General features: G+C 47.4%; 16 protein-coding genes and 1 pseudogene. 15 read left to right on the top strand and 2 right to left on the bottom strand.

The window, feature by feature from the left end; all coding sequences use genetic code 11:
- Positions 1-277: 277 nt before the first annotated feature.
- Genes PAT3040_RS17530 through PAT3040_RS17545 form a run of 4 tightly spaced genes read left to right on the top strand, consistent with a single transcriptional unit; the run spans position 278 to position 3,604 of the window.
- Complete coding sequence (locus PAT3040_RS17530; protein WP_108993746.1) at positions 278-850, top strand: RNA polymerase sigma factor; 573 nt, start codon at positions 278-280, stop codon at positions 848-850.
- Entirely contained in the window at positions 828-1,628 is an 801-nt protein-coding gene (locus tag PAT3040_RS17535; RefSeq protein WP_108993747.1) for a hypothetical protein, read from the top strand. Before PAT3040_RS17530 ends, PAT3040_RS17535 begins: the two co-directional genes overlap by 23 nt.
- A complete protein-coding gene (locus PAT3040_RS17540) occupies positions 1,612-2,484 on the top strand; it encodes an ABC transporter ATP-binding protein (protein ID WP_108993748.1) in 873 nt (290 codons plus the stop codon). The genes PAT3040_RS17535 and PAT3040_RS17540 overlap by 17 nt, the downstream gene beginning before the upstream one ends.
- Position 2,485: 1 nt before the next feature.
- Positions 2,486-3,604 (top strand): ABC transporter permease subunit, encoded by a 1,119-nt coding sequence (locus PAT3040_RS17545; RefSeq protein ID WP_108993749.1) that lies wholly within the window; start codon positions 2,486-2,488, stop codon positions 3,602-3,604.
- 100 nt (positions 3,605-3,704) lie between these two features.
- On the opposite strand, the gene PAT3040_RS17550 is transcribed toward PAT3040_RS17545, so the two are convergent.
- Positions 3,705-5,141: a copper amine oxidase N-terminal domain-containing protein gene (locus PAT3040_RS17550; RefSeq protein WP_181376691.1), complete on the bottom strand. Its 1,437-nt coding sequence runs from the start codon at positions 5,139-5,141 to the stop codon at positions 3,705-3,707.
- Between the two features lie 302 nt (positions 5,142-5,443).
- On the opposite strand from PAT3040_RS17550, the gene PAT3040_RS17555 reads away from it, so the two are divergent.
- The 6 genes from PAT3040_RS17555 (at position 5,444) to PAT3040_RS17580 (ending at position 15,483) form a co-directional block, all read left to right on the top strand.
- Positions 5,444-6,913, top strand: a complete 1,470-nt coding sequence (locus PAT3040_RS17555; protein WP_108993751.1) for a type I restriction-modification system subunit M — start codon at positions 5,444-5,446, stop codon at positions 6,911-6,913.
- Entirely contained in the window at positions 6,906-8,069 is a 1,164-nt protein-coding gene (locus tag PAT3040_RS17560; RefSeq protein WP_108993752.1) for a restriction endonuclease subunit S, read from the top strand. The genes PAT3040_RS17555 and PAT3040_RS17560 overlap by 8 nt, the downstream gene beginning before the upstream one ends.
- A gap of 8 nt (positions 8,070-8,077) precedes the next feature.
- Positions 8,078-8,755, top strand: coding sequence for a DUF6602 domain-containing protein (locus PAT3040_RS17565; protein WP_108993753.1), 678 nt, complete (start codon positions 8,078-8,080; stop codon positions 8,753-8,755).
- Between the two features lie 88 nt (positions 8,756-8,843).
- On the top strand, positions 8,844-12,194 hold the full coding sequence (locus PAT3040_RS17570) for a DEAD/DEAH box helicase family protein (RefSeq protein WP_108993754.1): 3,351 nt from the start codon (positions 8,844-8,846) through the stop codon (positions 12,192-12,194).
- A 23-nt stretch (positions 12,195-12,217) separates the two neighbouring features.
- Positions 12,218-14,143 carry a DUF8426 domain-containing protein gene (locus PAT3040_RS39510; protein ID WP_108993760.1) on the top strand — a complete coding sequence of 642 codons (1,926 nt, stop codon included), beginning with the start codon at positions 12,218-12,220 and terminating at the stop codon, positions 14,141-14,143.
- Between the two features lie 8 nt (positions 14,144-14,151).
- Complete coding sequence (locus tag PAT3040_RS17580; RefSeq protein ID WP_108993755.1) at positions 14,152-15,483, top strand: McrC family protein; 1,332 nt, start codon at positions 14,152-14,154, stop codon at positions 15,481-15,483.
- Positions 15,484-15,838: 355 nt separating this feature from the next.
- On the opposite strand, the pseudogene PAT3040_RS17585 reads toward PAT3040_RS17580, so the two are convergent.
- Positions 15,839-15,973, bottom strand: a pseudogene (locus PAT3040_RS17585) (C-terminal helicase domain-containing protein); the annotation flags it as partial.
- A gap of 108 nt (positions 15,974-16,081) precedes the next feature.
- Here PAT3040_RS17585 and PAT3040_RS17590 point away from each other — a divergent pair.
- From PAT3040_RS17590 to PAT3040_RS17610, 5 genes are all read left to right on the top strand, one after another.
- Positions 16,082-16,927, top strand: a complete 846-nt coding sequence (locus PAT3040_RS17590; protein ID WP_108993756.1) for a class I fructose-bisphosphate aldolase — start codon at positions 16,082-16,084, stop codon at positions 16,925-16,927.
- A complete protein-coding gene (locus PAT3040_RS17595) occupies positions 16,924-18,090 on the top strand; it encodes a Gfo/Idh/MocA family protein (protein ID WP_108993757.1) in 1,167 nt (388 codons plus the stop codon). The genes PAT3040_RS17590 and PAT3040_RS17595 overlap by 4 nt, the downstream gene beginning before the upstream one ends.
- The gene (locus PAT3040_RS17600) at positions 18,087-19,328 is read left to right on the top strand and encodes a carbohydrate kinase family protein (RefSeq protein WP_108993758.1); all 1,242 of its coding nucleotides are present in this window, start codon (positions 18,087-18,089) and stop codon (positions 19,326-19,328) included. Before PAT3040_RS17595 ends, PAT3040_RS17600 begins: the two co-directional genes overlap by 4 nt.
- 73 nt (positions 19,329-19,401) lie before the next feature.
- On the top strand, positions 19,402-19,905 hold the full coding sequence (locus PAT3040_RS17605) for a D-lyxose/D-mannose family sugar isomerase (protein ID WP_258235023.1): 504 nt from the start codon (positions 19,402-19,404) through the stop codon (positions 19,903-19,905).
- 59 nt (positions 19,906-19,964) lie between these two features.
- On the top strand, positions 19,965-20,314 hold a 350-nt coding region (locus PAT3040_RS17610), incomplete at its 3' end, for a DUF4432 family protein (protein WP_146200451.1).

Here is a 20,314-nt window from a genome sequence, read left to right on the forward strand (position 1 = left end):
AACGCCTATGGCTCCAAAAAGTAGGCGAACGAGCAGCTGTAGGCGTTAAAAACGCCGATGGTCCGTAAAGTAACTCCGATAAAGTAGCCATAGGCTCTCCATACTTGACCTATAAATCTCGGAATGAAACGCACTGCACCGCCAAAGGACGCCAACAGCCGTTTCACCTTGTTTTACAAGCAACTAGCTTTTATTCTTACGAATGTTTATCGTATATTTTAAAACCATTTACAACTTTTCATCCACCCATTCCGTTCTATTAGCCGAGGTGATCCTATTGCCGACTGACGAGCAGTTGATACAGGAAATTAATAATGGCAGCCAGGCTGCGATGGAGGTGCTGACCAAGCGTTACTACAAGCAGATCTACGCCTACATCTATCGTAAAACAAGCAACACCCATATGGCCTACGATTTGACGCAAGATGTATTTATTAAAATGATTCGGAACATTTCAACGTATGCAAACGAAGGCAATTTCAGCAGCTGGCTGTATACGATTGCCGTAAACATTTGCCGCGATTATTACCGATCGGCCGCCTATCGCCGGACCGCTGCCACCTCGGTGTTTGAGGACCATGCGTCTCAGCTCACAAGCAACGCGGAAGGGATAGCCTATATTTTCGAAAACAAGGAAACGAGAAAACAACTGAAAGAAGCGATCGGTCAGCTGCCGGAGACGCAAAGCGAAGCGATTTTGCTGAAGTATTATCATGACTTGAAAATACGCGAAATCGCCTCTGTAACGGGGGCGAACGAAAATACGGTCAAAGCCAGGCTCAGGCAAGGGCTTGGCAAGCTCAAAACCATGTTAGGGAGAGATCGGCATGAGCAAAAAGAAAGCAACTAGCTCACTCAGAGCTCGCAATCACGATGATGAGCTGATCGAGCTGGATAAGGAGTTTCAGCAGTTTAAGCTGGAGGAGTTCACGGTAGAATATCCAAGCGAGGACGCAATTACACGCACAATTGACGCCATGCGTCCTTATGTGACTCAGGCAGCTGCGCCAAGGGTCAAATATTCCTTTCTCAGGCAACTGCAAGTTATGCAGATTCAGCCGTTATTTTGGCTGGCCAACCTGTTGTTTTTTTGTATGGGGTTGCTCGTATGGTACGTCTGGGAGGGAGATCCTTACAAAATCATGCTGCTGCTTTCGCCGATTCCTTTTTTGCTCGGATTGCTTGAAGTGTTTCGAGGACGTAATGAGGGGCTGCTGGAGCTTGAAATCTCCTGCAAATATTCGGCTCAGCAACTGTTGTTAATGAAGCTGATCGTTATTTGCGCCTATAATATTCTGTTATGTCTGGCGTTGATCGGCATATTCGGTATATTCGGCGAGCCGCTGCTGCTATCGAAACTCATCATGTATTGGACAGCGCCATTTGCGGTTGCGGTAAGCGTTGGACTGGCCGTTGCCAGCCGTGTTAGAAATGTACTGTCCGTTCCGATTGCGCTCGTTATTTGGCTGTTTATTGCCTATGGTTTTCTTATTGGGCTCGAACATTATGAACAAGCATCGGAGCTTCCTTATATAGCCGGACTTGCAACCGTTTTTGTGGCAGCTTGTATCGCCAAGCAAATACAACGATTAAAGAAAGGGTTTGCCTATTATGAAGCTGTCCATTGAACGAGTAAGCAAGCAGTATGGCGCAAAGCGCGCGCTGGATAACGTATCCTTCGAAATGACGGAGGGAGTATACGCTTTTCTTGGCGCTAATGGCTCCGGCAAAACAACGCTAATGCGCATACTGGCGTCTGTAGCCAGACCAAGCTCGGGCAGAGTGCTGCTGGATGACGTTGATATCGAGTTGCTGGACGAGAAGTACCGCGATCTGCTCGGCTATTTGCCGCAGCACATGGGTTATTATAAAAATTTCACCGTCGAAAAGTTTCTTTTTTATATTGCCGCGCTTAAGGGAATTGAGAAGGGGCGAGCTAAAGCCAAGATAGACGAGCTTCTGCAGGCCGTATCCTTGCAAGAGGAGCGGCGCACGAAGGTAGGCAAGCTGTCGGGCGGCATGAAGCAACGCGTAGGCATTGCCCAAGCGTTGTTAAACGATCCGAAAATCATCATTGTCGACGAGCCGACGGCAGGCCTCGATCCTAAGGAACGGATCAGATTCCGGAATCTGATGTCTACGATCTCGGCCGATCGAATCGTATTATTGTCTACGCATATCGTATCCGACATCGAGTATATAGCCAAGGAACTGCTTATTTTGAAACGGGGCATGCTGATTCAAAAGGCAGAGCCGCAGCATCTGCTGGACGCCCTTAGCGGCAAAGTCTGGACCGTTACGGCAAGTCCGAATGAACTGGCGGCATGGCAAGCCAGCCACAAGGTGAGCAGCATGCTGGTAAGAGAAAACGGCACGGAGCTCCGTATCCTTTCGGAGAACAAGCCCGCGCCTCATGCAGAAGAGGCGATACCTAACCTCGAGGATCTTTATTTGCATTATTTTGATGAGGAGGCTGCGAAGTAAGATGAAATCCTTGTTGGCCTTTGAGCTGAACAAAATTTTTCGGCAAAAAAGCATCTACGTCGTTTACGTCGTACTTCTTGGACTTGTAATGATCAGTCTCAATGCCCAGTATGTAGTAGGGAAATCTGCTTACTATAAAGATTGGGAGGGGGAGCTGACCCACGAAAAATACAAACAAGCTGAAGCAGCGCATGCTGAACTAACGAAAAATTCGAATGAGAATACCGTCTGGACAGAAGAGATGAGGGAGAAGGCAGGCGTATATGAGGAAATAGCTGTTGCGAAACGGCTCGATGAAACGAACGATATGAGCATTCAATATTTTCAAAGTAATCTGCCTCAATTAAATGAGAAAACCTTTGAATACAGAAAAGAAGCGTTGCATTTGGGGATGCTGGAAGACGTAAATGTCAATAAGCTATATTATCATAAGGCACCGGCTGAAATGATCGACTTTGTTAGAACCTTTGGTACCATGCTTACGGGAGCGCTGCTATTGATTGGCCTCGCCCCCATATTCTCGAATGAATATATGACGGGAATGGATCAATTGCAGTTAAGCACCAGGCATGGCAGGCGGAAGGGGATTCATGCCAAAATCGCAGCCTCGCTCATTTATACCGCATTTGTCATTGTAGTTTGGGGCGCGTTCAATCTCGTCCAGCGAATCTTTGTATACGGGGATGGAGGTTGGAGCGCGCCGCTTCAACAGTTGTTCCAGTATCGTTACTCGCCGTATGACTATGATATGCTGACTTATATTTTCGTACAGCTGGGCATACATGCATTAGGAGCAGTTGGTTTCGCACTGCTTGTGCTGCTGATTTCCGCATGGTGCAGGCATACCATCCTTTCGATTCTTATATCTGGAGCCATTTTTTCTTTGCCGATTGCGATCGTTGTTTTTTTCAAAATAGACCTGGGCATGTATGAGAATATACTTGACTTCACCTATACGAATGTAATGAGAGTAAGCGATTTGTACGATAGATTTGAAGTGCTCAATCTGTTTGGATACCCGGTGTTATATTCGTATGCCGCGATTGTCGTGATGGCGGTTTTGTCGATAGCGGCGACGAAGCTTCTGTTGTATACGATGAAACGGAGGGAGGTTGCTTAGTTTAGAGCAATATTTCCTGCTTGATAGTCCAGAATTAATTGTTTAAATGAGTTCCGCTCCAGCCGCGAATGAACATTTGCGAATGGAGCGGCTCTTTTTGTTACTGCTTCTCCGCCCAATTGATATGCGCTTGGAAGCGGAATTGTTTTAGTTGAAGAGGGGTTAGTTTCGGATTTGCTTTATCCGTATTGACTAACACGAGTCTCGAATCGTTGTCCCAATCGACTTTGGCTCCGAACGTCTCCAGAACAATTCGTGCGGGTATAAACGTATGCCCCTTTTGAATAATGGCAGGTGTTCCAAGCTGGCGAGCTTTGCCGTTAATGTAAGCAGTCGATGATCCGATTGTTAATTCGATAGATATGCCGTCTTTGCTAGCCGTTACTTTGCGCTTCTCCGGGTCCCACCCGATTTTGGCATTCAACTTGTTCAATAGCTCTCGAAACGGCACTAGCGTCGAGCCATTATGAATCAACGGTTCGTTCTTCAAAGCTAATAATTCATTGTTCCAGATAACGGCAGCCTTGTAACCCGTCTTGCCGACAGGAACGGCTTGATCGACGAGCCATTCGCTTGCGGGAGGAATGGGTTGGTTTATGGAGCTTCCCAGGAAATCAACCCATTCGCCAGTGTTGGCATCAATCGCTGGGACCACGCCGCTGTAAAACAGCGGGACATCTTGTTTTATGACGAAATCGTATTTTGCGGTAGCATTCCCTTTGAAGTCTGGCGTAAACACCATCTCTAGCTCATACAGGGCGAGTAGTCTCTTCTTGGCAAGATTTTGGTTATATTTCGGACTCCAATTGTTTTTTTCGCTCTCTGTCAGATAACCGGTAAGAGCATCCAATGAATAGGCAAGCCTCTTATTGTTTGTTTCCGTCCAGTCCAGCACAGGCTGAAATTGTTTGTATTTTGCAGTTGCGGCCTGGGAAGCGCTGATGTCTCCCGGAATAATAAAGTGGGTTTTACTCCAGTGAACTTCGTGTCCCATCACTTCTCCAGTTTTACGATCGACATAAACGTCAAATTTATCGGCAAGGTACCTTCCGCCTTTATAAGCGCGATCAAGCGAAACGGCATGCAGATCTCTTTTTACGGCTCTGAGCGAATACTCGGATTGGGGAATAACCGTATCTTTCCATTGATGCTCGATTGGCCATGATTGGTCGATTGCATAATCATGAGCGATCCTCACAGCTTCGGTGAAACTGACCTTTTCTTCAGCGGGATCAAACGGCGGCGCCATCATATCTCCAAAAAGTCGTTCATAATTGAATCTCTCAGTAAAATACAACAAGTCTCCGTTTGAATCGTTCAACTCTAAAGTTCCATCGCGAAAGTTGCCTGCTGTATCTAAATGAGCATAAACGATGACCCATCTACTTCTGGCTGCGTCAAGACGGGTTGAGCGAATTTCAGCATCCTGAGGAATTAAGCGCGTATCTCTGGCAGCTTTTACCGCCTCTTCCGAAGTCAATAGATTGACCGCTGCTGCCGAGTGTATGACATGATGATAAGCTAGGTTTGGTGCCAAACTGGTACTGCCTAGTACGATGGCGACACCGAATACAACCTTCGCGACAAAAAGTGTCGGTCGATTCATTTTAAAAGGATGAATGATGGATCACCTCTACTATAAAGTGAATTTTTTCTACATCCATTAGACGTATTCCAGTTGAATAGGTTGCGGTTCCAATTCGACATTTGGACCATCCCTCGTTATAGATGTTTATCATTAAAGAACTGGAAGATTAGTGGCAGGAATCAGGCGCGACATTGTCGAATGATAGTTCTAAAGATATAGTCTTGATGAAAATACAGATAGGAGCAAGATGCATGCTAACAGGAGAAGTGCGTAATAAGGTTGATAAAATATGGTCTGATATTTGGGCGGGTGGCATTACCAATCCATTAACGGTTATAGAGCAGCTAACATATTTAATGTTTATTCGTTCTCTAGATGAAAAGGAGCTGGAAAGTGAGAGCTTCGAGGCATTGAGCGATGAAGCCATGCCTAAGATTTTCCCGCAAGATGAAGTTGGCCAGTCCATGCGCTGGAGCAAATTTAAGACCAAAGATTCTCGAATCATTTATGATATTGTCGGCACAAAAGTATTCCCGTTTATTAAAGAAATGAATGGGGAGAACACTTCGGCGTTCTCGCGTTATATGCAAGATGCCATGTTTCTCGTGCCAACCCCTCAAGTGTTGCAGAAGATGATCACGGGGCTAGATGAGTTGTATGAACACGATATTAAAAATTTAGATATGCAGGGCGATCTGTATGAGTACATGCTGGGCAAACTGGCTTCTGCCGGACAGAACGGTCAGTTCAGAACGCCTAAGCATATCCGCGATATGATGGTTCGCCTGCTGGCGCCAACGCCAAACGACAAAATATGCGACCCAGCATGCGGCACGGCGGGATTCCTGGTATCTGCATCCGAATATGTAAGGGGGAAATTCGAGGCTGAAATGACAAGTGAGCAGTGGGAGCATTTTGCCGGTGAGATGTTCTCGGGCTTCGATACAGACCGGACGATGCTGCGGCTTTCCGCGATGAATCTGATGCTTCATTCGATCACGCACCCGCAGATCGACTATGTGGACAGTGTCTCCAAACAAAATCAAACGGCTTCCGCTTATGACATCGTGCTTGCCAATCCTCCATTCACGGGAACGGTCGATTCGGAAAGCATTCACGATAATTTGAGAACCGTCTGCGATACCAAGAAGACGGAGCTTCTATTTGTGGCGCTGTTCTTGCGTATTCTTCGCAAAGGTGGCCGCTGTGCATGTATTGTGCCGGACGGCGTATTGTTCGGTTCGACAAAGGCGCATAAATCGCTGCGCAAAGAATTAGTTGAGAACCATCAGCTTCAAGCAGTTATTTCCATGCCAAGCGGAGTGTTCAAGCCGTATGCTGGCGTCAGCACGGCAATTCTGATCTTCACGAAAACAGGCGCTGGCGGAACGGGGAAAGTATGGTTCTACGATATGAAAGCCGACGGCTTCTCACTCGATGACAAACGTGCTGCTGTGGATGCCAATGATATTCCTGATATTCTTGCTCGTTTCCATAACCCTGAAGGTGAAGCGGATCGCAAGCCAACCGAGCCAAGTTTCTTGGTGGACAAGTCGGCTATTGAAGCGAACGGCTACGATTTGTCTATTAGTCGTTACAAAGAAGTCGTATACGAGAAGGTTGAATATGAGACCCCTGCTGTAATTATGAAGCGCCTTGACCAGTTGAACCTTGATATTGCCTCCAAAACGGGGGAGTTGAGGGGGATGTTGGGTGAGTAAGTGGGAGAAGGTTATGTTGGGTGAGAAATTCAAAATATCTTCAGGTGGAACACCTTCAACAAGTAAGCTTGAGTACTATAAAAATGGGACAATTAATTGGGTGAGAACTGGTGATTTGAAAAGTAAATATATAACTCAAGTAGATGGTTTAATTACTGAAGAAGCACTAAAAAAAAGCTCAGCAAAGCTATTTCCTGTTGATACAGTTCTTATTGCAATGTACGGAGCTACTATTGGCGCTTGTTCGATTTTATCTATTGAAGCAGCTACTAATCAAGCTTGTGCAGCCTTTTTGCCTAATAAAGATGTAGATAGCTCCTACTTGTATTTTTTTCTTAGCAGCAAAAAAAAAGAATTTATTAAATTGGGAGTAGGAGGAGCGCAGCCCAATATCTCGGCTACAATTCTCAAAGGTGTTGAGATCCCGCTCCCGCCACTCGAAATACAAAAGCAAATTGCCAAAACGTTAGACACCGCCGCAGAACTGCTTGCCATGCACAAACAGCAGCTTGTAGAGCTGGATAACCTTATCAAATCGACTTTTTATGATATGTTTGGTGATCCTGTTGCAAATGTAAAGGGGTGGGCAACAAAACCTTTGCTCGGTGTTGGTAAATTTATCAGCGGGGGTACCCCCAGTAAAGATCGAAATGACTATTGGTCAGGTAATTTCCCTTGGGTTAGTCCAAAGGACATGAAGGTAGCCTATATATCAAACCCCAAAAACTTTATATCTAATAAAGTTTTTGAAGAGACATCTTTGAAAAAGATTTCTCCTAACCACTTGCTCATTGTGGTACGGGGGATGATCCTGGTTCACTCTTTTCCGACAGCAATTAATACCGTAGAAGTTTCAATAAATCAAGACATGAAAGCAATTCTACCAATCAAAGAAATAGACGTTGTATATCTGAAACATTGCTTTGATAATATGACACATCAGATATTGAAAATAATAACAACTGCAGGACATGGAACTAAAAAGTTTGATGCTGATTCTATGGGCAAAGTAATAATACCGGTCCCATCCCTCCACCTTCAAAACCAATTCGCTGACATCGTCACCAAGATCGAGGAACAAAAGGCTCTCGTCAAAAAGGTGATCGATGAGACGCAGCTTCTGTTTGACACTCTAATGAGTGAGTATTTTGAGTAGGTGATGATGTGTCAGAAGATATTACTAAAGTTTACGAAGAATACTCAGAACAAATTCTGTTCTGTAAATATTTTATTGCTGAACATTTAAAGCATAACGCTGAGATGGGACGTTGTGGGGAAAAAATCTTGCTCAAGGAATTGAGCAAGAGATTTGGTATGCTCGAATTTGTTAGCGGGTTTGTAGTCTGCAAAGGAAATCTAAGTCCTCAGAGTGACATATTAGTTTGCAGATCCAATATGTATAAAAGGCCACTGGATGGAGGTCTTTATATAGTTAATCCAATAGATTGTTTGATGATAATTGAAGTGAAAGGTAACTTAACCTTGGCTGATATTTCTGAAACTAATAGAAAAAATCAGTATTTTAAAGATCATGACGAAACAAAACACATACAACTTGCTTTGTTTGCTTATAAAACTCGTATTGGTAAGAAATCATTGTTGAATAGTTTCGGATATAAGTATCAAAAAGAAATTATGTCTTTCTATCAAAAACGATTAGACACGGAGATGTGGATTGATTTATTTATTTGCTTGCATAGAGAGAGTATGAACACTTCAGTATCTCGCGATAAGCAACTTTTTGTCATAAAAGATCGACAAAACGGTAGGCAATATTTTTTAGATAACAACTACCCTGTTATTCAGAGTTTCTTTAGATACATGCAGAGCTTACAAGAATGACAAAATGTATCTGTTTATACGTTATGTTGTTAGATCACTTGCGGAGAGCTTTGCATTAATTTTAAAAGAAAAAATAGAGGTGAACCGAATGTCTGCAAACTTCGAATTTTTACAGGGGCAAGCCGAATACAAGCTGTTTGCGATTGCCGCCATCGAAGCGGAGCGGGTGCTTGCCACCTCTCCCGCCATGTCGGCGGTTGGCAGCCGCAAAGCCTTTGAGCTGGCGGTTAAGTGGGTGTACGCTGCGGATAATACGATCACGATGCCCTATAAGGATAATTTGCAGGCATTGGTTCACGAACCCTCGTTTAAATTCGCGATGGAAAACCAGACTTGGGGCAAGCTGCAATATATCATTAAGCTTGGCAACCTGGCTGTGCATACGAATCAATCCGTTAGCCGAAGCGACGCGATTCTGTCGTTGTCGGCTTTGTTTGAGTTCATCCAGTGGCTGGATTATTGCTACGGGGCTAATTACGAAGAACGCCAATTCGCGGAAGCGAATATTCCTGTCGAGAAGGTTGTGCTTGACGAATCCAAGATCAAGGAAAAAGACAGCTTAATCGAGCAAAAGGATTCCGAAATCGAGACGCTTCGCGCTAAAATCGAGGCGATGAGCGCCAGGCTTACGGCGGATAAAGCTCAACATAAGGAAGAACGGGAGTTCAAGCCGGCGGACCTATCCGAATTCCGAACGCGGAAAAAATATATCGATGTAGATTTGAAGCTGCTAGGCTGGACATTCGGCGATGACGTGAAGGAAGAAGTCGAGCTATACGGCATGCCTAATCATGAAGAGAAAGGGTATGCCGACTATGTGCTTTACGGCAGGGATGGATTGCCTCTCGCTATTATTGAAGCGAAGCGGACATCCAAAGATTCGAAGATCGGCACTCAACAAGCCAAGTTATATGCGGACTGTTTGGAGATCATGACCGGCAGACGACCTATTATGTTTACGACGAACGGTTTTGAGACCAATCTTTGGGACGACGTAACCTCGCCGCAGCGCAAGGTAAGCGGCATATTCTCCAAGGCTGATCTGGAGAAGCTGATGAACCGACGCCACGAGCGCAAAGCTTTGGATGGAGTCATCATCGATGATCAAATTACTGATCGCTACTACCAGAAGGAAGCGATCCGTTCTGTTTGCGAAAGCGTGACGACAGGACATAGGCGCTCCTTGCTAGTTATGGCGACCGGAACAGGGAAGACGAGAACGGCGTCGAGCCTAACCGATGTATTGTCCCGAGGCGGCTATGTGACAAATGTCTTATTCCTGGCGGACAGAACAGCCCTGGTCAAGCAGGCAAAGGATGACTTTAAAAACTATTTGCCGGATATGTCTCTATGCAATCTGCTCAGCAGCAAGGATAATAAATCGGCTCGCATCGTCTTTTCTACTTATCCTACGATGTTGAACGCGATTGACAGCGCTAAAAACGATGACGGGAAACGGCTGTTTACGCCTGCCCATTTTGATCTCATTATTGTGGATGAGGCCCACCGAAGTATATTCAAGAAATATCGTGCAATATTTCAATATTTCGATAGCATTATCGTAGGGTTGACCGCTACCCCGAAGACGGAGGTTGACCGTAATACATACGAGTTCTTCGAGATGGAGAGCGGCGTGCCGACTTATGCATACGCGTATGAAACGGCTGTCGAGGTAGACCATGTGCTCGTCCCTTATCATAATATCGAGATTACGATGAAGTTCCTGGAGAAAGGCATTACGTACGATGATTTGTCCTCTAAGGATAAGGAGCGATACGAAGAGGATTTCACCGATGAGGATGGCGATATGCCGGACTTTATCCCGTCGCCCGCGGTCAACGAATTTATTTTCAATCAAGCTACGGTTGATCATGTGCTGGAGAATCTGATGACGAAGGGCTTGAAGGTGGCTGGAGGCGACAAATTGGGGAAAACGATCATTTTCGCCCAAAACAAAAAACACGCGCAATACATCGTAGAACGATTCGACAAGCTGTACCCACAATTGAAGGGGAGCTTTGCCAAACGCATTATTTCCGATGACAATTATGCCCAAAGCATCATTGATGACTTTAAAGTGGCCAGTAAGGGACCGCATATTGCAGTTTCGGTAGACATGCTGGATACCGGGATTGATGTGCCGGAAATTATTAACCTCGTTTTCTTCAAACGCATTCGTTCGAAGACGAAGTTTTGGCAGATGATCGGACGCGGGACGAGACTGTGCGGAGATTTATTCGGGGAAGGCGAGGATAAAACTCGGTTTGTGATCTTCGATTATTTGGGCAACTTTGAGTTTTTCCGCCAACATCAAGAGGGCTTGCAAGGCAACGAACCCCAAAGTCTATCCGAAGCGATCTTCGCCAAGCGGGTACGATTGATTCATCATCTGCAACAGGCCGATTATATAGACGATTCGCATCAAGCGGTTCGTGCAGGGCTTATCGGTACTGTGTTGCATCAGGTGAAGGCACTGAATACAGAGCTGGTGTCGGTGAAGATGCAGCTGCAATATATCGAGAGGTATAAATCGGGGGATGTTTATGTCTGTCTAACGGAACAGGATAAACATCAATTGATTACCTTTCTTGCGCCTATTGTATATATGGATGACACGGATGAATACGCAAAACGATTCGATAACTTTATGTATGGACTCATGCTCTCCCATATCGAAGGATTGCCGCAATTCAAAAGAAGCAAGAAACAATTGATTGAAGTCGCTAATAGCCTGTTAAGGCGTGCTACGATTCCGCAAATCAAAGAAAAGCTGCCGCTTATAAGCAGTATCGGCACAGATGATTTCTGGGAGAGCGCTGACCTGTTGCACTTTGAGAAAGTTCGTGTAGAACTGCGCGGTTTGGTCAAGTTTATTGTGGATGAGGGCGGGAAAAGCTCTATTTATACGAATTTGGCTGATGAGATTCTCGCTGTCCATGAGGGCAAAGAGATGTACCAGGCGTACGACTTCGAAGATTATAAGCTGAAGGTTAATCGTTATATCGAGCAGAACCGGGAAACGCTTGCGATTCATAAGCTTCGCAATAATATACCTTTAACAGCTCTCGACTATGAGAGCTTGGAGAACATCCTTACAGGGGAGCTTGGGACGGTAGAGGATTATCAACGGGAATTCCAAGACACGCCTTTCGGCTTGCTGGTGCGTAAAGTGGCGAAGCTCGAGTATGAAGCTGCGACAGCAGCTTTCTCGGAATTCATCAACGATGAGTCGCTAAGTCAGATGCAGATCGTATTTGTTAAAAAGGTGATCGATTATATTGTGCAGAACGGCTATATCGAAAATGTAGCTGAGCTAACCAAGCCGCCATTTGATAAGCCCCAAAGTTTTATCAAGCTGTTTGACGGCTCTAAGCAGAAGCGGCTTGTTGATACCGTCAATCAGATTAAAGAGAATGCGATGAAGGTATTAGAAAGGTAAAGGTGAACATTTTGGAAGATCAGATGAAATTACGTAAGAAAGCATATACGGACTGGTTGAGACGCAAGAAAAAATCAAACGGACAGCCTTACTCCGAAAATACGATAAGCTCTTACGTCTCTGCCTTAACGACGGCTCCTGCCAGATTGAGTGGCATTCATCTTGAGACAACCAATGTTTTTGAGATCAGTGATGCTAATCAGTATCGAGATATGAGATTAGTGATGAAGCGTTCGGAGAACTTTGATGAAGTTAATGAAAAGGCCGGCAATAAAGCTTTTCAATATTCACTTGACTACTATGAAGATTTTCTAAGGGAGAAAGATAGCCTCGCTATGTCAGCTCCTGCATCAGATGAAGGCAACGAGAACAGTGCTTCCCATACCAGCGTATCCAATGTGCCAGATCAACTACTTCTCGATAAAAATATCATATTATACGGCCCTCCAGGAACAGGGAAGACTTACCATACCGTGCTATATGCAGTTGCAATTATCGAGAAGAAGCCGCTAAATCTTTTACTGCAAGAAGCTGAAGCTGACGGATACGATCAAATCAAGGGACGGTACGAGATCTACAAGGCGAACGGACAGATTGCGTTTACTACTTTCCATCAGTCCTACGGTTACGAAGAGTTTATTGAAGGCATCAAGCCAAAAATGTTATCGGGAGAAGATGAGGAATCCGGGTCCGGCGACGTAGCCTATGAAATATCGACCGGTATTTTCAAGAAGTTTTGCGAAACGGCCCAACAGCCGATTGTAAAGGCTAGCAACGATTATGGGATTCGAAAGGATCCTACGATCTGGAAGGTTTCCTTGGGAGGAGCGAGGGGAAATCAGGTTAAGAGAGATTGTTTCGACAATGGAAGAATTCGCATCGGATGGGATTCCTATGGCGAGATCGTGAACGACCAGATGGACTACAGCAGACATGGTGGGGAGAAAATTCTGGCCCGATTTATCGATGAAATGAGGCACGGAGATATCGTGCTTGTTCTGTATGATGAAGAAACGATCGATGCAGTAGGCGTTGTAACCGGAGATTACGAATGGCTGAAGGAGATGACAGAGTATAAACGTGCCCGACAAGTACGTTGGCTGGTTAAGGATATCAGGGAAAATATTCTGGAACTTAACGGCAATAAAGTTATGACGCTTGGATCTGTGTATCGGCTGAATCGGATTGTGTTGTCAGACGTTCTGTCCCTTCTGCAAAGACAAGAAGCCAGTAATATTAATGGAATCATCGAGAAGAATAATAACAACTATGTTTTTATTATCGACGAAATAAACAGAGGAAATATCTCCAAAATTTTTGGCGAACTGATTACGTTGATAGAACCTTCGAAGCGCATCGGCATGGCGGAACAATTAATGTTAAGACTGCCTTACTCACCGGAGCTTTTTGGTGTTCCCAATAATGTATATATTCTGGCTACCATGAACACGGCAGACCGTTCGATTGCACGGCTCGATACGGCACTTCGCCGACGATTTTCGTTCGCTGAGATGATGCCGGACCATGGTGCTTTGGCTTCTCATTTTTTTCAAGGGGAATTGTTGAATCTGTCTAAGATGCTGGAAACGATCAATCGGCGAATCGAGGTGTTGTATGACCGTGAACACATGATTGGCCATGCCTATTTTATGAATGTGAACAGCAAGCCGTCTTTAGACAAGCTGGGGCATCTGTTCGAGCACACTATTATCCCGCTGCTGCAAGAATATTTTTATGATGATTATGAGAAAGTTCGACTTGTCCTTGGCGATAATAACAAGCCGGAGGCTGAACAGTTTATCGTTGTAGATAGGGTGGATGTCGGCGAATTGTTCGGCGATGTTAGCGAAGAGGATCTAGAAGGCAGTACTTCGTACACGCTCAATCATAAAGCACTAGGCCAGATCGCTTCCTATCTCAAAATATATGACTTCAACCGGATTAAATAGGTGTGCCAATGAATAAAAAGCATTTTAAATCGGGACGAATGAATGCCTTGGTAACAGTGAAGGAGTACGGTTTACTATGTAAAAATCCGGCAGGATCGCAATTAGGTTGTGCATGGATAAGCGAAGAGGCCTTTGATCGATTAGAGCGACTAGTCCTGGAGAGCTACAGGGCTGGTAAGGACACTGACGCTCTCGAACTGATGACGGTGTCAAGCCGAAAGGGGATCGGTAAAGTCATCTGTGCAAAGAACTATGTGGGAATAATGGCTATGCCGGATGGCACTCAAATTGAAATATTGCCGAAATTGTATAACCGGGAGGACGAAAGCTCCGTTGCAAAGACTCAAAGAATTTTCATTCATATGTTGAAGGTCATTAAAGACATTCCCAATAAACCATTTAGCCAAACTGGTCTTGGCTCAGATAAGAGCCATTTGCTGGAGGTTTTCATCCGAATGTTTATTGCTGAGGCGGCAGGTTTGGTCAAGCGCGGGTTGAAATCGGATTATCGGCAGCATCGGGACAATGAGTTTGTTTATAAAGGCAAGCTTCAAGTAGCCCAGCATATTAAGTTTAACGCTGCACATAAGGAACGCTTTTATATGGAGTTTGACGAATTTAGCTTGAACCGACCGGAAAATCGGTTAATGAAGATGACGATTGAGTGGCTGATGAGAATCAGCTCAAACGCAAATAATCGAAAAGAGCTGTATAGATTATTGGCGTTGTTCGATCAGATTGAAAGCTCCATTGATCCGGATCAGGACTGGGCAAGCGTTTCTGTCGACCGAAGCATGAGAGATTATGAGACGATTATGAAGTGGTGTCGTTTATTTTTGTCGGGACAAAGTTTCACTCCATTCAAAGGGGATTTTCAAGCGTATGCGCTGCTTTTTCCAATGGAAAAGGTGTATGAACGTTATGTAGCGACATTGTTGAAAAAAGGGCTTTCTCATTTGCAGGTTCAGGTCAAGACGCAAGATCGGACATATCAGCTGTTCCACAAGCCAGCCAGATTTCATTTGAAGCCGGATATTGTTGTGCAATGGAGGAACGGTGTTGTCGTGTTAGATACAAAGTGGAAGCTGTTGTCTTCCCGGCCGGATTACGGCATATCGCAATCGGACATGTATCAGGCTTATGCTTATGGCAAAAAGTACGAGGCTAGTCATGTGTACTTACTATATCCATGGATTCCCACAGCATCTGAAATAGATCAGCCTGTTGTCTTCGAAAGTGGGGATGGCGTAAAAGTTAAAATCATATTTTTGGATTTAAATCAAGGAGAACTATGTATCCGTGCGTTATCAGAGGAATTAATAAGCATGATAGAAGTTTGATGAGCAAGGGGGGCGATCCGTTGTATAATGAATTGTGGTAAAAAAGGAAACCGGTGGAGATATTGTTAGCAAGCCATAGGAACAGCAGCTTTCAGAATTATGAAGAAAATAACCCGCAAGCAGGCAGCCGGCCTGAGCGGGTTATTTTTGTTTAACAAGTCATGCAGCTTCGAATGACTGTAGTCCTCTCAACCAATTTCCCGGACGGCAGCTTGTATACTGGAATAGAAGTTGCCCCACTCCGGGGCGGCTTCTTTCAGGACGGCTGGCGACTTGGCACGTTCAACGATTTTGGGCTTCACGATGCTTAGCAACTCGGAATTTGGACTGCGTTCCAACAATTTGATTCGTCAACTTGACCGATGCGGAAAGCGCGGTCCTTTGCCTGGTTTTCTACAGCCGGGTTCCACCAGCGGTCGTAATGAAACAGATGATTGGCGGCGGTCAGATTTAATCCCGTACCGCCGGCTTTGAGCGATAAATGGAACGCCTTGTTATCGGCCTCTCAAAAATCCAGTAGACATCCATGTTCTTTTTGTATATCATAATGTTATAAACGAACATAATACTTTACAAACGAAAAGGAGAGGTTATCGACATGTCTACAAAAGCAAGATTAAACCGGATGTTTAGCGAGCAAGGAAAATGTTTTGATGTAGCGATTGACCATGGTTTTTTTAACGAGTTCTCATTCCTATCGGGCATTGAAAATATGAAAAACGCCGTTGCGACGGTTGTTCAGGCGGGGCCGGATTGCATTCAGTTAAGCGCAGGCCAGGCGAGGCATTTGCAAGATATTCCAGGCAAACATAAGCCAGGGCTTGTCCTGAGAACGGATGCGGCGAACATCTACGGAAACGTGCTTCCGCGGTTTCTGTTCAGCGAGCTGATCGATCGCGCGATCGAACAAGCCGTTCGGCTCGACGCCGTCGCCGTGTGCGTGAATTTGCTGCTGCTTCCGGGACAGCCGGAGCTGCATCATCAATGCGTGCGCAATGTCACGCTCCTGAAGACGGAATGCGAGAAGTATGGCATGCCGCTGATGGTGGAGCCGCTTGTGATGCTGCCAAACGAAGAGAAAGGCGGCTATATGGTGGACGGCGACATTAAAAAGATCATGCCTTTGGTCCGCCAAGGCGTGGAGCTTGGCGCCGATGTCATCAAGGCGGATCCTTGCGATAACGTGGAGGAGTATCACCGCGTGATCGAGATCGCCTCCGGCATTCCGGTATTGGTTCGAGGCGGCGGACGGGCAAGCGACGAAGAGATTATCAATCGTACGGTCGAATTGATGAAGCAAGGCGCTTCCGGCATCGTGTACGGGCGCAATGTCGTTCAGCATCCGGATCCTGCAGGCATGACAGCCGCTCTGATGAGCATTGTGCATGAAGGCGCAGCGGCGGAGCAAGCGCTGGCTATTCTGAAGGGAGCAAACAACAAATGAGTAAAACGATCATTTCGTTCGGCGTCATCGGCTGCGGGCTGATGGGCAAGGAATTCGCAAGCGCGGCGGCGCGCTGGTGCCATCTGACGGACGTGGATTTCGAGCCCCGCATTGTGGCGGTATGCGATGCGAATCCGGCTGCAACGCAGTGGTTCCAGGACAATGTTCCTACTGTGGAGCAAGCGTATACCGATTATAAGGAGCTGTTGGCGAATCCAAAAGTTGAAGCGATATACTGCGCCGTGCCTCATAATCTTCATAAGCAAATCTATATCGATATTATTCGTGCCGGGAAACATCTGCTTGGCGAGAAACCGTTTGGCATCGACCGCAGCGCGAACGAAGAGATTATGGCGGCGATCCGGGACAATCCGCAGGTCGTTGTGCGGAGCTCGTCCGAATTTCCGTTTTACCCGGGAGCTCAGCAGATTGTACAATGGGTCAATGAAGGCAAATTCGGCCAAATAATCGAGGTGGAGGCCGGCTTCTGGCATTCGAGCGATCTGGATCCGAACAAGCCGATCAACTGGAAGCGACGGATTGCAACGAACGGCGAATATGGCTGCATGGGCGATTTGGGGCTTCATGTGCTTCACTTGCCGCTTCGATTCGGCTGGAAGCCGGAGAGCGTGCGGGCATTGCTGTCCAAGATCGTCGAGGAACGTCCGGACGGAAAAGGCGGAAGCGCTCCTTGCGAAACTTGGGACAATGCGATTTTGGCTTGCGAGGTGAAGTCGGACAAGGGGCAGTTCCCGATGGTTCTGTCTACCAAACGGATTGCGCCGGGTCATGCCAACACATGGTTTATTCGCATCCAGGGAACGGAGCTGTCAGCCGAGTTTACGACCAAAAATCCGAAGCAGGTCGCTTCCCTTCCTTACAAACCGGGCGGACAGCAGGCCTGGCATATCGTCGATGCGCCATACAATTCCGCGTATGGCACAATTACGGGCGGGATCTTCGAATTCGGATTTACGGACTCCATTCTGCAGATGTGGGCGGCCTTCTGCGACGAGGTCGTTCATGGCGAACAAGGCATTTCGCAGCCCTTCCGTTGCGCGACGCCGGAGGAAGCGGCGGGTAGTCATTGCCTGTTTACTGCGGCTTTGGAATCCGGGCGGACAGGCGGAACGGCTGTTGTCGACTGGGGGACGCTGGCGTGAGCAGCCGAGGCGCCGCAAATCCGGATATTGTCGTAGCCGGACATATTTGCCTGGATGTCATCCCCGCGATTCATGGCGGAAACAAAAATGCTCCAGGCGGACATCAGGGTCATGGGCGAATCGGGGATCTGCTTGCACCCGGCAAGCTGGTTGACATTGGGCCGGCTCAGCTGTCGACAGGGGGAGCCGTCTCCAATACGGGGCTGGCTTTGCATCGCCTTGGCATCCCCGTCAAGCTCATGGGCAAGATAGGGGAAGATCTGTTCGGCGATGCTATACGGAGTATACTTGGCGAATATGGGGACGATCTTGCCGAAGGCATGATTGTCGCTCCGAACGAACATAGCTCCTATACGCTTGTCATCAGTCCGCCCGATGTAGACCGGATCTTCCTGCATTGTACGGGAGCTAACGATACGTTTACGGCGGAGGATGTCGCGATGGAGTCGCTGCGAGGGGCAAAGCTGTTCCATTTCGGCTATCCCCCGCTTATGCGACGGATGTACGAACGGCAGGGAGCAGAGCTAAAGACGCTGTTGTCTGGCGTGAAGGAGGAAGGACTGACGGTATCGCTCGACCTCGCCAGACCGGATCCCGACTCTCCGGCGGGGCAAGCCGATTGGGCGGCCATTCTCGCCGAAGCATTGCCGTTTGTGGACGTGTTCCTGCCGAGCTTCGAAGAGATCTTGTATATGCTGCGGCCGGACAAATACAATGAGCTGAGCGAGCGGCACGGCACGACGGAGCTGCTGGCTTGGGCGGAAGGGCCTTTGCTGGGTTCGCTCTCGCAGCAGCTGCTGGATATGGGAGCTGCGATTGTTGGCATCAAGCTTGGCGAACACGGCTTGTATGTGCGGACGACGGCAAGCGCCGAGCGATTGCGCGGCTTGGGCAAGTGCGCGCCCGATGCGGAACGGCTGGGTAATTGGCTGGACAAGGAGCTGCTGGCTCCCTGTTATGCCGTCAATGTCGTCGGTACGACTGGAGCGGGCGATTGTACGATTGCCGGATTCCTGACCGGTCTGGTTAAAGGTTTGTCGATCGAAGAAATGCTGTTAGGTGCGGTAGGCGTCGGGGCTTGCAATGTGGAGAGAGCGGATGCGGTCAGCGGCATTCCGGACTGGGAAACTGTGCAGGGGCGGATTGCATCGGGCTGGAAGCAGCGCGAGGCGACGTTGCCGCTGCCCGGCTGGACATACCGCCAATCGTATGGCATTTGGGAAAACGTTCTAAGCTGAACATGGAGGAGGCGGCGACAAGATGACGTTACGCAGAAGCGAAGTGAGGAAGGCGCAAACCCGCGCAGCGGAGATGCTTGCGGCAGCGGGAATCGTATTGACCGATGAGGAGCGCGCGGGGATCGAGGTGGCGGGCTTCGGACTTGGCAATCTGGAGGAGCAAGGACTGGAACTGATTACTTACGTGAACACGGATCGGTATTGCGCGAAGGATCTTGTGTTATTTCCGGGGCAGACATGTCCGGAGCATCTTCATCCGGACGTGGACGGCTTGCCGGGCAAGATGGAGACGTTCCGCTGCCGCTCTGGGAAAGTGTTTCTGTATGTAGAAGGAGAAGCGACTCCGCACACTCAGGCGAATGTACCTGCGGCAAGTGAGCCGCATTATACGGTATTTCATGAAATCGTTCTCCATCCGGGCGAGCAGTATACGATTGCGCCCGGGACGAAACACTGGTTCCAGGGAGGACCTGAGGGCGCGGTCGTATCGGAATTTTCCAGCACCAGCCGGGACGAGCTGGACATCTTTACAGATCCTGCGATTGTAAGAATGCCCGTGACGATTGAGGACGAGTAGAATCGGGTTGTCCGGGGAGCCTGTCATCGAAGAAGCGCAAGGGCAAAGGAGCGAACGGCATGCAGCTATACGGAGAAAAACGGAGTCGCCGCGAGGTAGAAGCCAGAGTAGGCCAGCTGGGGCAAATAGGCGGAGTAAGGCGGATGACGTTGACGGAAGGTAAATCTGCGGGAGTGGAAATCATAGAGGTGCGTACAGGCGCCGGTCTTGCGTTTGAGGTGACTCCGTCTAAAGGGATGGACATCTCTTTGGCACAGCTTTGGGGAGTTCCTTTGTCCTGGCAATCGCCGAACGGCGACGTTCATCCCGGGCATTACGACGCTGACGGCACGAATTGGCTTCGCACGGCTTCCGGCGGCCTGCTGATGACTTGCGGGTTATCCCATGCGGGTTCTCCGTCCGTCGACGA

Origin of the sequence: Paenibacillus agaridevorans (assembly GCF_003112455.1) — a bacterium.
GTDB classification, from domain to species: Bacteria; Bacillota; Bacilli; order Paenibacillales; family Paenibacillaceae; genus Pristimantibacillus; species Pristimantibacillus agaridevorans.